The following is a 14726-nucleotide window of genomic DNA, read 5'->3' on the forward strand; positions in this document are numbered from 1 at the left end:
CGCGGGACGTCAGACCTTCGCCTTGCCGAGGATCCGGGTCACCGTGGTCCCGCAGACCGGGCACTTGCCCTTGGCCATCCTGCGGTTGTTGCTCTCGTGCACCTCGCCCGTGAAGTCGCGCTTCTCACGGCACTTGACGCAGTAGCCGTTGTAGGTCTCGGCCACGGCTTCCTCCTTGCTTCGAGAGTGCGGGGCGATCTGCGCCACACTCGGGGGCTGGCTCGCACGCTACCTCCGGGAACCCGCTCCCGCTGCACGCCGCGTCGATCGTGTCCAGCCGCCTTTCGGTGGAACCTGCTCGTCCGGCGCTCCACTGACCGCCGCTTGGCCGCCGCGGACTGTCGGTCCGGGGCCTTACCGTGAACGCCATGCCCGAACCGCAGGTGGAGGTGCGGCGCAGCGCTCGGCGCCGTCGCATGGTGAGCGCGTACCGCGAGGGGGACACGGTCGTCGTCCTGCTGCCGGCCCGCATGACGAAGAGCGAGGAGAAGCACTGGGTGGCGGAGATGCTGAGCCGCCTCCAGCGCAGCGAGACCAGGCGCAAGTCGCCGACGCGCACGTCCGACGCCGCCCTCCGCCAGCGCTGCGAGGAGCTCGCCGACCGCCACCTGGACGGCGTGCGCCCGAGCAGCGTGCGGTGGGTGCCGCCGATGCGGACGAGGTGGGCGTCGTGCACCCCGAGCGAGGGCACGATCCGGATCAGCGAACGCCTGCGCGAGGTGCCCGCGTGGGTGCTCGACTACGTGCTGGTGCACGAACTGGCGCACCTGAGGGTGCCCGGCCACGGGAAGGACTTCTGGCAGCTCGTGCACAGGTACCCGAAGGCGGAGCGCGCCATCGGGTACCTGGAGGGCATCTCGGCGGCGGCGGGCCTGGGCATCACCGAGGAGGACTAGCGGGACCGGTGGTGCGCGACGGCGCCGCCGCGCACCACCGGGGTGCTACTTCGGGTCGTCCGGGCCTTCGCCGGCCCCGGGAGCGCCACCCTCGGGAGCGCCACCTTCGGGAGAGCCGTCCTCGGGAGCGCCGGCCCCGGGCTTCTCGCGCAGCGTGCGCTCCAGCTCCGCCATCGGGTCCTCCAGCGCCTTGCGCGTGGTCCCGAACCGCTCCGCGAACTCCATCGGGTCGTCCAGGTCCTCCGCCGAGGGCACCAGGTCGGGGTGGTCCCACACGCTCTCGCGCTGCTCGATGCCGTGCTGGTCGCCCAGCAGCTTCCACAGCGCCGCCGCCGAGCGGTGCCGGCGCGGGCGCAGCTCCAGGCCGACCAGGGTGGCGAACGTCTGCTCCGCCGGACCGCCGGACGCCCGGCGCCGCCGCAGCGTCTCCCGCAGCGCCTCCGCACCGGGCAGGCGCTCGCCGACGGCCTCGTTCACCACGACGTCGACCCAGCCCTCGACCAGGGCCAGCAGCGTCTCCAGGCGGGTCAGCGCGGCCTTCTGCTCGGGCGTGGTCTGGGGTTCGAGCATCCCCGACTTCATCGCCTCCTCGATGCTGGCCGGGTTCGACGGGTCGACCTGACCCGCGAGCTGCTCCAGCGCCGAGGTGTCGACCGTGATGCCCTGCGCGAACTCCTCCACCAGGTCCAGCAGCCGCTGCCGCAGCCACGGCACGTGGCTGAACAGCCGCTGGTGGGCGGCCTCGCGGGCGGCGAGGAACACCAGCACCTCGCTGGCCGGGCGCTCCAGGCCCTCGGTGAACTTCTCGATGTTCGCGGGCAGCAGCGCCGCCGTGCCCTCCGGACCCAGCGGCAGGCCCACCTCGGTCGAGGTCAGCACCTCGGAACCGAGCTGCGCCAGCGCGCCGCCGAGCTGCGAGCCGAACGCCATGCCGCCCATCTGGCCGAGCATCGACAGCAGCGGGCCGGCGGCCTCCTTCGCCTCGGCGGGCATCGCGTCCACCCACGCGCCGGACACGCGCCGCGCCACCGGGTCGCACAGCCGCTGCCACGTCGGCAGCGTGTGCTCCACCCACTCGCGGGCGCTCCAGCTCTGCGTCACGCGCACGCCCGCGGGCAGCGCGGTCACCGGGTCGAGCCACATCTCCGCCAGGTGCACGGCGTCCGCCACCGCGGTGCCCTGGTCGGGGCCGAAGCCGAGGGCGGTGCCGGGCTTGCCGGCCAGCTGCTGGAGGGCGATCTGCTTCGCCAGGTCGTAGTTGACCGGTCCGGACGACGAGTTCGCGTTGCTGAACATCGCGCCGAGCTGGCTCAGCATCGCGCCGAGCTGGTTGAAGTCGAAGGGGTTCGCGTCCCCCTGGTCGCCCGGCTTGCGGCCTCGGTCGTCGGGGTCCTGCGGGCCGAACCCGAAGGGCAGGTCACTCATGCCACCACGGTACGCGGGATGCGCCTGCGGGGCGGACCCGAGGAGCGCCCGCGCGGGACCGGTTCGCCCCCGGCGCAACCGCGTGGTCGTACCCTGTCGGGCGTGACCGAAGGCACCGACACCGTCGTGGACCAGGCACCGCCCACCCCGAAGCCGCCGCGGCGCGGCCTGACCCGGCGCACGTGGACCCTGGTGATCAGCCTCGCGGTGGTGCTGGTCCTCGGGTTGCTCGGCGGGTTCGCCCGGGTGCCGTACGTGGCGCTGGGCCCCGGCCCGACCTACGACACGCTCGGCCAGGTCGACGGCGGCGACGTCGTGGCGATCGAGGGCCAGGAGACGTTCCCGACCGGCGGCCGGCTGACCATGACGACGGTGTCGCTCACCGACGACGTGTCGCTGTTCGGCGCGCTCGGCCTGTGGGTGAGCGGCCGGTACGCGCTCGCGCCGCGCGAGGAGTTCTTCCGGCCGGGCGAGTCGGAGCAGCAGGTCCGCGACCAGAACGTGAAGGCGTTCCAGGACTCGCAGACCAGCGCCGAGGTCGCCGCGCTGCGCTACCTGGACTACCCGGTGAAGGTCGTGGCCGCCGAGATCACCGACGACACCGCCGCCGCCGGCGTGCTCCAGCCCAACGACCGGCTGCTGGAGGTCAACGGCAGGCCGGTGGCGACCGCCGACGACGTGCGGCCCGCCCTGGAGACCACCAAACCGGGTGACCAGGTCCAGCTGACCTTCGAGCACGAGGGCGAGCGCAAGACCGCCACCGTGACGCTCGGCCGCGCCGAGGGTCGCGAGACCGGTTTCCTCGGCGTGCTGCCGCTGGACCGGGCCGACGTGCCGTTCGAGATCAAGATCAGCTTGAACGACGTCGGCGGCCCGTCCGCGGGCATGATGTTCGCCCTGTCGATCGTCGACAAGCTGACCCCCGGCGAGCTGAACGGCGGCCAGTCCGTCGCGGGCACCGGCGAGATCAACGACAAGGGCGAGGTCGGCCGCATCGGCGGCATCCAGTTCAAGCTGGTCGCCGCCGCCGAGGGCGGCGCCACCACGTTCCTGGTGCCGGCGGGCAACTGCGACGAGGCCAGGCAGCACGCCCCGGAGGGCATGCGCCTGGTCAAGGTCGAGAAGCTCGACGACGCCGTGCAGGCCCTGGAGAGCCTGGCGAAGGGCGGCGACGCCCCCGCCTGCTGACCGCCTCGCCCCCGCTCACGGCTGCAGGGTCTCCAGCAGGGCGCGGGTCAGGTTGGGGGCCAGCTCGGGGTGCGCCACGACCTCCTCGGGCACCTCGGTGTTCCCCCGCAGCCGCAGCACGCACGCGGCCGAGCCGTCCCGCAGCACGGCCGCCACCAGGCGCGCCTCGCGGCGCTGCGGGTGCTCGGCGGCGAACCGGCGGGCCGCCTCGTCGTCCAGGTCGCCCTCGGCCAGCTGCTCCTCGGCCTCCGGCGGCAGCACCACGATCTCCTGCGCCAGCGCGCACCCGCGCACCACGTCCGGCCACACGATCCCGGCCAGCGCCCGGTCCAGCTCCGAGTCGGGCAGCGAGTCCTGCGCGATCGGTGTCAGCGGCGAGGCGACCGGGTCGAGCTGACCGGCCAGCTCGGGCTGCTGCGCGAGCAACTCCGACGTCGGGACCAGCGCGAACAGCTGGGTCGGCTGGTTCCACCCGGCGGTGGACACGAACTCCTCGACCTCGCGGGCGACAGCGGGCAGCACCACGGGCGGCGTTTCACTGGCTGACACGCCCGCCATGGTCGCATCACCCCGAAACGGTCGACCGAACGGGGAACCCCGAGGGGCCTCCGTAGAGTTGGACAGAACGTACGAACGCCACTTCCGCGATCCAGGAGCGTGCCCCGTGGCCACACGGCCCCCGGTCGGACTGCCCAGGCTGTCCCGTCGCAGCCGGATATTGCTCATCGTCGGTGCGGTGGCCCTGGTCGGTCTGATCACCGGCTCCAGGCTGCTCGGCACCTACGTCAACTGGCTCTGGTTCAGCGAGGTCGGCTTCCGCAGCGTCTACGGCACCGTGCTCGCGACCCGCCTCGGGTTGTTCGCCGCGGTGGCGCTGCTGGTGGGCGGCCTCGTCGCGATCAACCTCATCGTCGCCTACCGCACCCGGCCGGTGTTCGTGCCGGTGTCCGGCCCGGACGACCCGGTGGCCCGCTACCGCGCGGTCGTCACCCGGAGGATGAGGATCTTCGCGATCGGCCTGCCGGTGCTGATCGGCGTCATCGCCGGCACCTCGGCGCAGGGCGACTGGCAGGTGCTCCAGCTCTTCCTCAACGCCACGCCGTTCGACGTGACCGACCCCGAGTTCGGCCACGACATCGGCTTCTACGCCTTCCAGCTGCCGTTCTACACCTGGCTGCTGTCGTGGCTGTTCATCGCCACCGCGGTGTCGTTCGTGGGCGCGGTCGTGGCGCACTACCTGTTCGGCGGCATCCGGCTCGCGGGCCGCGGCGGCCAGCTCTCCGGCCCGGCGCGCACCCACCTGGCCATCGTCGCCGGTGTGTTCGTGCTGCTCAAGGCCGTGGCGTACTTCTTCGACCGGTACCAGCTGCTGTTCTCCGACCGGAACGACAAGTTCGACGGCGCGAGCTACACCGACCTCAACGCGGTGCTGCCCGCCAAGCTGATCCTGCTGTTCATCGCGGTCTTCTGCGCCATCGCGTTCTTCGCGGGCGCCGTGCTGCGCAACCTCCAGCTGCCGGCCATCGCGACCGTGCTGCTGGTGCTCTCCAGCATCCTGGTCGGCGCCGCGTGGCCCGCCGTGCTGGAGCAGTTCTCGGTCCGGCCGAACGCCATCGAGAAGGAAGCGGAGTCGATCAACCGCAACATCGACTCGACGAGGCAGGCGTACGGGCTCACCGACGACAAGGTCGAGACCAAGCCGTACGACGGCAAGCAGAACGTCTCGCTCGACGAGCTGAAGGCCGACCAGGCCACCCTGGGCAACGTCCGGCTGCTCGACCCGGCGGTCGTCTCCAAGACGTTCACCCAGTTCCAGCAGCTGCGCCCGTTCTACGGCTTCCCGGACAAGCTCGACGTCGACCGGTACACAGTGGACCAGCAGCTCCAGGACTACATCGTCGCGGTCCGCGAGCTGAACACCGCGGGCATCCCCGCCGGTCAGCGCGACTGGATCAACCAGCACCTGATCTACACCCACGGCAACGGCATGGTGTTCGCCGAGGCCAGCACGGTCAACTCGCCCGCCAACGAGGGCGGTGACGGCGGCTACCCGGTGTTCCAGGTGGCCCAGGTCGGCCAGGACGGGAAGGTCCAGCCCGGCCCGTTCGGCGTGCAGCAGCCGCGCACCTACTTCGGCGAGCTGGGCTCCCCGGCCGACTACGCCATCGTCGGCGGTCGCGGCGAGGGCGCCCCCGGCGAGTACGACACCGACGGGTCGTCCTACACCTACGACGGCAAGGGCGGCGTCCGCATCGGCGGGCTGTTCAACAAGCTGGTCTTCGCCGCCGCCTACGGCGAGCGGAACATCCTGTTCAACTCGGCCATCGGCGACGACTCGCGGATCATCTTCAACCGCAACCCGCGGGACCGGGTCGAGAACGTGGCGCCGTGGCTGACCGTGGACGGCGACCCGTACCCGGCCGTGGTCGACGGCCGGATCACCTGGATCGTCGACGGCTACACCACGCTCGACAACTACCCGTACGCCCGCCGCACGCCCCTGGGCGACGTCACGAACGACTCGCTGCCGGGCGTCGCGCAGCTGCCGAACCGGGAGATCAGCTACATCCGGAACTCGGTCAAGGCCACTGTGGACGCCTACGACGGCTCCGTGACGCTCTACGCCATGGACGAGCAGGACCCGGTGCTCAAGGCGTGGCAGGGGGTCTTCCCGGGCACGGTGAAGCCGAACAGCGACATGTCGCAGTCGCTGCGCGAGCACCTGCGCTACCCGGAGGACCTGTTCAAGGTCCAGCGGGAGATGCTCTCCGAGTACCACGTGGACAACCCGCGGGACTTCTACTCGGGCGTCTCCTTCTGGGACGTGCCGTCCGACCCGACCATCGACAACGCCACCACCGTCGAGGCCCAGCAGCAGCAGAGCAGCCAGCAGCGCGACCGGCAGCCGCCGTTCTACGTGCTGGCGGGTGACCCGACCGGTGACGCGAACAAGGTCAGCTTCCAGCTGACCAGCGCGTTGGTGCGGCTCAATCGCGAGTTCATGGCGGCGTACGTGACGGTCAGGTCCGACCCGGACAACTACGGCAAGATCAGCGTGCTGACCTTGAACAACGAGGCCAAGGGTCCGCAGCAGATCCAGACCACGTTCCTCACCAACGGCGAGGTGTCCGGTGAGCTGAACCTGCTCACCCAGCGCCAGACGAAGGTGGTCTACGGCAACCTGCTGACCCTCCCGGTCGGTGGCGGCCTGCTCTACGTGGAGCCCATCTACATCGAACGGGCCAGTCAGAACACCCAGTTCCCGCAGCTGTTCAAGGTGCTCGTCAGCTTCGGGGACAAGGTGGGCTACGCCAACACGCTCAGGGACGCGCTGGAGGAGGTGCTGACCGGGGCCGGGGTGCAGGTGCCCGACCCGGGCACCGGGCAGCAGCCGGGGTCGACGTCGACCCCGTCGACCTCCGCCACGCCGCCGGTGGACGACGGCAGCGGGCAGTCGCCCGACCTCCAGCAGGCGGTGCGGGACATCCAGTCCGCGCTGGCCCGCATCAAGGCGGCGCAGTCCAGCGGTGACTTCGCCGAGCTGGGCAACGCCTACAAGGCGCTGGACGAGGCGGGCAGGCGGTTCGAGACGGCGAGCGGCACCACGCCGTCGCAGTCGTCGGCCGTGCAGCCGTCGCCCACGCCGACCGGCTGACCAGGTATTCATCGCTGAATCGGGTGGCCTCGCGCACAGCGGGGCCACCCGATTTGCATCTCCGGTAACCAGGGCGTACAGTTCTAATTACCAACGCGGGGTGGAGCAGCTCGGTAGCTCGCTGGGCTCATAACCCAGAGGTCGCAGGTTCAAATCCTGTCCCCGCTACTGAAGTGAGAGAGTCCCGTTCACGGAAAACGTGAACGGGACTCTTTCGCATTTTGCCCCGGGGGTTCGACCCCCGGACCCCGAGCAGGCGGGACTTCGTCCCCCCGCACCCCCTGGAACGGTGCCGGCCTCGTCGGGGGTGCGGCGGGCGGGTTGGGGCGGGTTGGCTGTGGCGAGTGGGTTGAGCTGCGGAAATACAGTTAAGGGACCCCCGTGTGAATGGGGTTTCCGGGGGTGTGTAGAGTTCTACTTGCAGCGCGGGGTGGAGCAGCTCGGTAGCTCGCTGGGCTCATAACCCAGAGGTCGCAGGTTCAAATCCTGTCCCCGCTACAAAGGTGAAGGGGCCCTTCCGGTGACAACCGGGAGGGCCCCTTCTTCGTGCGCTCCGGTCACGTCATGTTCTCGGCCCAGTACTGGGCGCAGGTCAGCGAGCACACCCGGCCCTCGCCGCTGACCGTGCGGTGCCGGCGGATCTGCTTGCCGCACACCATGCACTCGTCCTTGCCCGCCTGCTCCGGGATCGAGCCGGACGCCCAGGCGCGGGCGTTGCGCACCACCTTGGTGGTCCCGGTCGTCCACTTGGCCCCGGTCGTCCACTTGATGCCCACAGTTGACCTCCCAGAAGAACGAACACCCGTAGTAATGGTCCCACCACCCGACGTGTACGCCAGGGGTGAGCGCCGAAACCACCGGGTTGTGCTATTCACCCGGGCGACGGACGGGGGGTCCCGGACGCGGCGAGTGACGTGCTTCTGCCGTTAGGGTGAACGCAATAGTGCGGTTTCCCTTGTGGGCCAACGAATTTCCACTCCACGTGGACAGCCCGGGTCAAGCGGCCGAACGCGTGGCGCCCGGCGGGGGGCGGTTACGCAGCGGAGCTTCTCGTTGCTCCGCTTGGCCCAACTCCACTAGCCCGTGATCAGCCACAGTGGACAGAACGGCTGACCATTGTGGACACCGTGGCCACGGCGTGGCACCGTTGGTGGTGTGTCGGACCTGAATGCGACGGCGGCGGCCCTGCTCGGGCTGCTGCACGACGGACCCAAGACCGGTGGCCAGCTCGTGGCTGAGGCCGGGGAGCGCTTCGGTGCGTTCTTCAGCGTCACCCGCAGCCAGGTCTACCGCGAGCTTCCCGCGCTGGCGGACGCCGGCCTGCTTCGCCTCGGCAAGCAGGGCCCCCGCTCCAGCCAGCAGTACGTGCTCACGGCGGCGGGCAAGAAGGCGTTCAAGAACTGGCTCCTGTCCGAACCCGGACCGGACCACCTGCGCAGCCCGCTCATCCTGCGCATGGTGCACGCCGGGTTCCTGACCCCGAAGCAGCGGCAGGGGCTGGTCGACTCGGCGCGCGCGAGCTACACCGCCGACCAGGAGGCCGCCAGGACCGCGGTGAAGACCGCGGAGGACGCCTACTCCAAGGCGGTCGCCGAGTTCGGCCTGGCCCACGCCAAGGCCGTGCTGAAGCTGCTCGACGCCGTCCCGCAGGGCTGAGGTGCGCCGACCGGTCGCACTCCGCGACCGGTCCTGGCGTAATCTTCAGCCGTGAACCCCGACGTCGAAGCAGACATCAAGGACCTCTCCGCCACCCTCGCGAGCATCGAGGCGGTGATGGACCTCGATGCGCTGCGCGCGCAGGTCGGCGAGCTGGAGGAGGCCGCCGCCCGCCCCGACCTGTGGGACGACCAGGAAGAGGCGCAGCGCGTCACCAGCCAGCTCTCCCACAAGCAGGGCGAGCTGCGCCGCGTCACGGCCCTGCGCGACCGCCTCGACGACCTCGGCATCATGTACGAGCTGGCCGAGGACGAGGGCGACGCGGGCAGCCTCGCCGAGGCCGACACCGAGCGCGTGAAGCTCCGTGACGAGATCTCCTCGCTGGAGGTCCGCACCCTGCTGTCGGGCGAGTACGACGAGCGCAACGCGCTGGTCACCATCCGCGCCGAGGCGGGTGGCGTGGACGCCGCCGACTTCGCCGAGATGCTCCTGCGCATGTACTCGCGCTGGGCCGAACGGCACAACTACCCCGTCGACGTGTTCGACACCTCCTACGCGGAGGAGGCGGGCATCAAGTCGGCCACGTTCCGCGTCTCCGCCCCCTACGCCTACGGCACGCTGAGCGTCGAGCAGGGCACGCACCGGCTCGTGCGCATCTCGCCGTTCGACAACCAGGGCCGCCGGCAGACGTCGTTCGCGGGCGTCGAGGTGGTGCCGGTGGTCGAGCAGACCGACCACGTCGTCATCGACGAGAAGGAGCTGCGGGTCGACGTGTACCGCTCGTCCGGCCCCGGCGGCCAGGGCGTGAACACGACGGACTCGGCGGTGCGCCTCACGCACATCCCGACCGGCATCGTCGTCTCCTGCCAGAACGAGCGCAGCCAGCTCCAGAACAAGGCCACCGCCATGGCGGTCCTCCAGGCGAAGCTGCTGGAGCGGCAGCGCCAGGAGGAGCAGGCCAAGATGGACGCGCTCAAGGACAGCGGGTCGAGCTGGGGCAACCAGATGCGCTCCTACGTGCTGCACCCCTACCAGATGGTCAAGGACCTGCGCACCGAGCACGAGGTCGGCAACCCGTCCGCGGTGCTCGACGGCGAGATCGACGACTTCCTGGAGGCCGGCATCCGCTGGCGCAAGCAGCACCAGTCCTGATGCGCTCGGTAGCGATCTCGATCGGTCAAGCCCCGGTCGGGTGGCACCCGATGAGGGCGACACGGGGGCTTCACGAGGGCCGCGAGTAGACTCGCGCCTCGTGATTCGCCTCGAACACGTGTCCAAGGTCTACAAGACCTCCGCGCGCCCCGCTCTCGACAACGTCTCCGTCGAGATGGACAAGGGTGAGTTCGTGTTCCTCATCGGGCCGTCCGGGTCCGGCAAGTCCACGTTCCTGCGGCTGCTGCTGCGCGAAGAAGTGCCCAGCAAGGGTCGCGTGTACGTCTCCAACTTCGACGTCGCCAAGATGTCGCGGCGCAGGGTCCCCCGCCTGCGCCAGTCCATCGGCTGCGTCTTCCAGGACTTCCGCCTGCTGACCAACAAGACCGTGGCGGAGAACGTCGCGTTCGCGTTGGAGGTCATCGGCAAGCCCCGCAACACCATCGTCAAGGTGGTGCCCGAGGTGCTCCAGCTGGTCGGCCTCGACGGCAAGGCGGACCGGATGCCCCACGAGCTCTCCGGCGGCGAGCAGCAGCGGGTGGCCATCGCCCGCGCGTTCGTCAACCGGCCCCTGGTCCTGCTCGCCGACGAGCCGACCGGAAACCTGGACCCCGACACCAGCCAGGACATCATGCTGCTGCTGGAGCGGATCAACCGCACCGGCACGACGGTGCTGATGGCCACCCACGACCACTCCATCGTCGACTCCATGCGCCGCCGGGTGGTCGAGCTGGACCACGGCCGCATCATCCGCGACGACGCCCGGGGTGTGTACGGCGTGGGCCGCTGAGCCCGGACGCCGCGACCCCCTCGTCCCCCGACCCTGAGGAACGCTCCCCCCGATGCGTACCAGCTTCGTGTTCAGCGAGGTCGTGACCGGCCTGCGCCGGAACGTCACGATGACCATCGCGATGATCCTCACGACCGCGATCTCGCTCTTCCTGCTCGGCCTCGGCCTGCTCGTCGTCCGCATGGTCGACAAGATGCAGGACAACTACCAGGGCAAGCTGGAGGTCTCGGTCCTGCTGACCAACGACGTCAGCGCGAACGACAAGGACTGCACGCAGCAGCCGTGCGCGGGCCTCCGCGAGCAGCTGGAGAGCACCTCCGGGGTCAAGACGGTCGTCTACGAGAACCGCGAGAAGGGCTTCGAGCGGTTCAAGAAGATCTTCGAGGCGCAGCCCGAACTGGTGAAGCTCGCCCGCCCGGAGGCGATCCCGTCGACGTTCCGGGTGAGCCTGGAAGACCCCGAGCGCGCCGACGTGATCGTGCAGGCGTTCAGCGGGAAGGCGGGCGTGAAGGCGGTGAACGACCAGGGCGAGTTCCTCGCCAGGCTGTTCGACGTCCTCAACGGCGCCCGGGACGGCGCGCTCGGCCTCGCCGCGTTCCAGGCGCTGGCCGCGCTGCTGCTGATCTCGAACACCATCCAGGTGTCGGCGTTCACCAGGCGGACGGAGGTCGGCATCATGCGGCTGGTGGGCGCGACCCGCTGGTACACGCAGCTGCCGTTCCTCATCGAGGCCGTGGTGGCGGGCATCATCGGCGCCCTCGCGGGCGTGCTGTGCCTGGTCGGGTTCAAGGCGGTGGCGCTCGACCGGGTGTTCGGCGACCTGTTCAACTCGGGCATCCTGCCGCAGATCGGCATGCTGGACATCCTGGTCATCTCGCCGATCCTGCTCGGCACCGCCGTGGTGATCTCGGCGCTGACCGGCTACGTCACGCTGCGCCTCTACGTACGCCTGTAGGGTTCGGCCCCCGATAACCGCTGGCGCGGTCACGTAAGGTTGCCGTCATGGTCAAGGAGCGCGGTCAAAAGGTGATCGCGTCGAACCGCAAGGCTCGGCACGACTACACCATCCTCGACACCTACGAAGCGGGTGTCGTGCTCGTCGGCACCGAGGTGAAGAGCCTGCGGATGGGCCGGGCGTCCCTTGTGGACGCCTTCGCCCAGGTCGACGACGGCGAGATCTGGCTGCACGCGCTGCACATCCCGGAGTACGTCGCGGGCACCTGGACCAACCACGAGGTGCGCCGCAAGCGGAAGCTGCTGCTCCACAAGGGCGAGATCGAGCGGCTGATCGGCAAGACCAAGGAGAGCGGTCTGTCGCTGATCCCGCTGTCGATGTACTTCAAGGACGGGTACGTCAAGGTCGAGCTGGCGCTGGCCCGGGGCAAGAAGTCGTACGACAAGCGGCAGGACCTGGCCAAGCGGGACGCGCAGCGCGAGATCCAGAAGGCGCACGGCCGGGCGCTCAAGGGCCGTTACTGACCGTCGGCGGTTCGCGGGGGACCCCGCACCCCCGCGGGCGGCGGGCCGGCGGGATCAGCCCAGGTCGAGGTAGGCGAGCACGGCGCGCACGCGGCGGTGCTCGGACGTGCTCGGCTCCAGCCCGAGCTTGGCGAAGATGTTGCCCACGTGCTTCTCCACCGCGCCGTCCGACACGACCAGGGACGCGGCGATGGCCCCGTTCGACATGCCCTCCGCCATCAGGCCCAGCACCTCGCGCTCGCGCTGCGTCAGCGAGTCCACCGGGTTGCGCCTGGCCCGCACCATCAGCTGCATCATGACCTCGTGGTCGATGCTCGTGCCGCCCCCGGCGACCCGGCGGACGGCGGCCACGAACTCGGCCACGTCGGCCACCCGCTCCTTGAGCAGGTAGCCGACGCCGTTCGCGCCGCCCGCCAGCAGCTCCACCGCGTACCGCTCCTCCACGTACTGCGAGAGCACCAGCACGGGCAGGCCCGGGACGCGCCTGCGGGCCTCGATGGCGGCCCGCAGCCCCTCGTCGGTGAACGTCGGCGGCATCCGCACGTCCACCAGCGCCAGGTCCGGCCGGTGCTCCTCGACGGCGGCGAGCAGGGCCTCGCCGTCCTCGACGGCCGCGACCGTCTCGATGCCCTCGTCGGCCAGCAGGCGCTGCACGCCCACCCTCAGCAGCACCGAGTCCTCGGCGATCACCACGCGCACGGCAGCTCCGTCCGGATCACGGTCGGCCCCCCGACGGGGCTCAGCACGACGACGACGCCGTCAATGGTCGCAGCCCGGTCGACGAGCCCCGCCAGGCCGCCCCCCGGGCGCACCTCGGCGCCGCCGCGGCCGTCGTCGGTGACCTCCACGACCACGGAGTGCTCCGTGCGGGACACGGTGACCAGCACCCGCGTCGCGCCCGAGTGCTTCGCGGCGTTCGTCAGCGCCTCGGCGACGGTGAAGTAGGCCGTGCTCTCCACCGCCATCGGCGGGCGCGGCTCCACGTCCACGTCCACCACCACCGGGACGGGGGACCGGGCGGCCAGCGACGACAGCGCCGCGTCCAGCCCCCGGTCGCCCAGCACGGACGGGTAGATGCCGCGGGCCAGGTCGCGCAGCTCGGAGATGGCGAGCTTCGCGTCGGCGTGCGCCTCGGCGATCAGCTCGCGGGCGCCGTCCGGGTCCGACTCCATCTTGCCGCGCGCCCGCCCCAGCCCCATGGCCACGGCCACCAGCCGCTGCTGCGCGCCGTCGTGCAGGTCGCGCTCGATGCGCCGGCGCTCCGCCTCGGCGGCCTCCACGCCCCGCGCCCGGCTCGCCGAGAGCCGCTCGGCCTCGGCGGACAGCACGCTGGTCCGCGACGGCCCGAGCAGCGCGCGGGCGAACGCGCCGTGCGCCCGGCCCATGCCGTTGAGCAGCCGGTGCGACAGGAAGCCCAGCAGCAGGCCGACCAGGGTGACCGGGAGGGCCTTCGCGAACGAGTCGATCGTGTAGACGACGCCGGGCGCGAACTCGACCTCCCAGGTGGCGGGCAGCCGGTGCAGGTAGAACGGCAGCAGGACGGTCGCCGCCGTGGACGTCCACAGGGCCACGGTCACCGCGAACTCGATCGCGCCCAGCGGCAGCATGACCAGCCAGTACGCGAAGTCGCGCCACGTCGCCGGGTCCTGGGCGAGCGCCTTCGCGCGGGCGGTGGCGCCCCCGGGCAGCGGTCGGTAGGGCCGCTGGACCTCCACGCCGAGCGCGGTCCGCACCCACGCGCGCTCGGCCGTCGCCGCGCCCCGGGCCAGGGTGAGGGTGAGCACGCCGAGCGGCAGGCCGACCCAGATCACCGCGGTGCCCAGGCTCACCGCGCCCAGGGTCACCAGCAGCACGAACCAGAAGATCCCCGTGACCAGGTTGAGCAGGAAGTACCCGCTGGTCCGGAGGGTGCCCGCCATGGTGCCCGTCGTCATGTCCCCCACCTTCACGCCGCGATTGAACCCGATCAGCATCACCCGTGCGGGGGGTGGGGACCATCGGGTGCGCCGGTCGGAGCGGGGTGGGGCCAGCCCTACCGCGGTAATGGGAATGATCGCGGGGGCGCGGGGCGTTATGCTGTACGAGAAGGACCCACGACCAGGGGGTGAACGGTTTCGACTTTGTGCGTCGATTCAAGGGAAGCGTGCCGGTGCAGGCGAGAGACCACCGCAAGCGTCATCGCAAACCAATAAGCGCCGAGTCTAACGACCAGCGCGCGTTCGCCCTCGCCGCCTGAGGCTAGGAGCGACGCTGTCGGCCCGGGGGCGCCTCCGCCCCGATCGCCGGCATCAGCTAGGAGGCTCACCACCGCTCTCGGCCACGGGGAGCGGTTGGGACACCCACAGTGGCTGGGCCCGTCACGGTCGCTTGTCCGCGTGATGACCGGGGTCGAGTAGAGACGTAGCGGACTGCGCACGGAGAAGCCTTGATGAGCCGGCAGAGGACCCGGGTTCGATTCCCGGCACCTCCACCCCTGGAACGGCGG

Annotated in this window: 14 protein-coding genes, 2 tRNA genes and 1 other RNA gene; 11 read left to right on the forward strand and 6 right to left on the reverse strand. The window is 70.7% G+C overall.

Features of this window, described 5'->3' with window-relative positions:
• Window positions 1-9: 9 nt before the first annotated feature.
• The gene (locus tag ACR807_RS36775; protein WP_015098458.1) at window positions 10-165 is read right to left on the reverse strand and encodes a DUF5679 domain-containing protein; all 156 of its coding nucleotides are present in this window, start codon (window positions 163-165) and stop codon (window positions 10-12) included.
• A gap of 203 nt (window positions 166-368) precedes the next feature.
• Between ACR807_RS36775 and ACR807_RS36780 the strand changes: the two genes are divergently transcribed.
• Entirely contained in the window at window positions 369-896 is a 528-nt protein-coding gene (locus ACR807_RS36780; protein ID WP_438926130.1) for a M48 metallopeptidase family protein, read from the forward strand.
• Between the two features lie 45 nt (window positions 897-941).
• Here ACR807_RS36780 and ACR807_RS36785 read toward each other — a convergent pair whose 3' ends face one another.
• A complete protein-coding gene (locus tag ACR807_RS36785; protein WP_438926131.1) occupies window positions 942-2321 on the reverse strand; it encodes a zinc-dependent metalloprotease in 1380 nt (459 codons plus the stop codon).
• A gap of 102 nt (window positions 2322-2423) precedes the next feature.
• Between ACR807_RS36785 and ACR807_RS36790 the strand changes: the two genes are divergently transcribed.
• A complete protein-coding gene (locus ACR807_RS36790) occupies window positions 2424-3509 on the forward strand; it encodes a YlbL family protein (RefSeq protein WP_438926132.1) in 1086 nt (361 codons plus the stop codon).
• Window positions 3510-3524: 15 nt separating this feature from the next.
• On the opposite strand, the gene ACR807_RS36795 is transcribed toward ACR807_RS36790, so the two are convergent.
• Window positions 3525-4067 carry a PPA1309 family protein gene (locus ACR807_RS36795; protein ID WP_438926133.1) on the reverse strand — a complete coding sequence of 181 codons (543 nt, stop codon included), beginning with the start codon at window positions 4065-4067 and terminating at the stop codon, window positions 3525-3527.
• 106 nt (window positions 4068-4173) lie between these two features.
• Here ACR807_RS36795 and ACR807_RS36800 point away from each other — a divergent pair, with 106 nt between their 5' ends.
• From ACR807_RS36800 to ACR807_RS36810, 3 genes are all read left to right on the forward strand, one after another.
• A complete protein-coding gene (locus ACR807_RS36800) occupies window positions 4174-7164 on the forward strand; it encodes a UPF0182 family protein (protein WP_438926134.1) in 2991 nt (996 codons plus the stop codon).
• Window positions 7165-7258: 94 nt separating this feature from the next.
• Window positions 7259-7332: transfer RNA gene (locus ACR807_RS36805), tRNA-Met, on the forward strand.
• A gap of 256 nt (window positions 7333-7588) precedes the next feature.
• Window positions 7589-7662, forward strand: a tRNA-Met gene (locus ACR807_RS36810).
• A 59-nt stretch (window positions 7663-7721) separates the two neighbouring features.
• On the opposite strand, the gene ACR807_RS36815 is transcribed toward ACR807_RS36810, so the two are convergent.
• Window positions 7722-7940, reverse strand: coding sequence for a hypothetical protein (locus ACR807_RS36815; RefSeq protein ID WP_306748734.1), 219 nt, complete (start codon window positions 7938-7940; stop codon window positions 7722-7724).
• 379 nt (window positions 7941-8319) lie between these two features.
• Here ACR807_RS36815 and ACR807_RS36820 point away from each other — a divergent pair, with 379 nt between their 5' ends.
• The 5 genes from ACR807_RS36820 (at window position 8320) to smpB (ending at window position 12241) form a co-directional block, all read left to right on the forward strand.
• The gene (locus ACR807_RS36820; RefSeq protein ID WP_438926135.1) at window positions 8320-8820 is read left to right on the forward strand and encodes a PadR family transcriptional regulator; all 501 of its coding nucleotides are present in this window, start codon (window positions 8320-8322) and stop codon (window positions 8818-8820) included.
• A 51-nt stretch (window positions 8821-8871) separates the two neighbouring features.
• The gene (prfB, locus tag ACR807_RS36825; protein WP_438926136.1) at window positions 8872-9972 is read left to right on the forward strand and encodes a peptide chain release factor 2; all 1101 of its coding nucleotides are present in this window, start codon (window positions 8872-8874) and stop codon (window positions 9970-9972) included.
• Between the two features lie 100 nt (window positions 9973-10072).
• A complete protein-coding gene (gene ftsE, locus ACR807_RS36830) occupies window positions 10073-10762 on the forward strand; it encodes a cell division ATP-binding protein FtsE (RefSeq protein WP_306748740.1) in 690 nt (229 codons plus the stop codon).
• 52 nt (window positions 10763-10814) lie between these two features.
• Complete coding sequence (ftsX, locus tag ACR807_RS36835) at window positions 10815-11717, forward strand: permease-like cell division protein FtsX (RefSeq protein WP_438926137.1); 903 nt, start codon at window positions 10815-10817, stop codon at window positions 11715-11717.
• 47 nt (window positions 11718-11764) lie between these two features.
• Window positions 11765-12241, forward strand: a complete 477-nt coding sequence (gene smpB / locus ACR807_RS36840) for an SsrA-binding protein SmpB (RefSeq protein ID WP_306748745.1) — start codon at window positions 11765-11767, stop codon at window positions 12239-12241.
• 54 nt (window positions 12242-12295) lie between these two features.
• On the opposite strand, the gene ACR807_RS36845 is transcribed toward smpB, so the two are convergent.
• Window positions 12296-12940, reverse strand: coding sequence for a response regulator transcription factor (locus ACR807_RS36845; protein WP_438926138.1), 645 nt, complete (start codon window positions 12938-12940; stop codon window positions 12296-12298).
• Window positions 12928-14175, reverse strand: coding sequence for a sensor histidine kinase (locus ACR807_RS36850; protein ID WP_438926139.1), 1248 nt, complete (start codon window positions 14173-14175; stop codon window positions 12928-12930). Before ACR807_RS36850 ends, ACR807_RS36845 begins: the two co-directional genes overlap by 13 nt.
• Before the next feature lie 166 nt (window positions 14176-14341).
• Here ACR807_RS36850 and ssrA point away from each other — a divergent pair.
• Window positions 14342-14714: a transfer-messenger RNA gene (gene ssrA / locus ACR807_RS36855) on the forward strand.
• Window positions 14715-14726: the final 12 nt, after the last annotated feature.

This window comes from Saccharothrix sabaoui, assembly GCF_051756985.1.
Taxonomy (GTDB): Bacteria; Actinomycetota; Actinomycetes; order Mycobacteriales; family Pseudonocardiaceae; genus Actinosynnema.

Bases quoted from the DNA above. Each gene is read 5' to 3' on its own strand.
- ACR807_RS36780 (WP_438926130.1), top strand. From the start codon at position 369: ATGCCCGAACCGCAGGTGGAGGTGCGGCGCAGCGCTCGGCGCCGTCGC.
- ACR807_RS36785 (WP_438926131.1), bottom strand. From the start codon at position 2,321: ATGAGTGACCTGCCCTTCGGGTTCGGCCCGCAGGACCCCGACGACCGA.
- ACR807_RS36795 (WP_438926133.1), bottom strand. From the start codon at position 4,067: ATGGCGGGCGTGTCAGCCAGTGAAACGCCGCCCGTGGTGCTGCCCGCT.
- ftsX (WP_438926137.1), top strand. From the start codon at position 10,815: ATGCGTACCAGCTTCGTGTTCAGCGAGGTCGTGACCGGCCTGCGCCGG.
- smpB (WP_306748745.1), top strand. From the start codon at position 11,765: ATGGTCAAGGAGCGCGGTCAAAAGGTGATCGCGTCGAACCGCAAGGCT.
- ACR807_RS36850 (WP_438926139.1), bottom strand. From the start codon at position 14,175: ATGACGACGGGCACCATGGCGGGCACCCTCCGGACCAGCGGGTACTTC.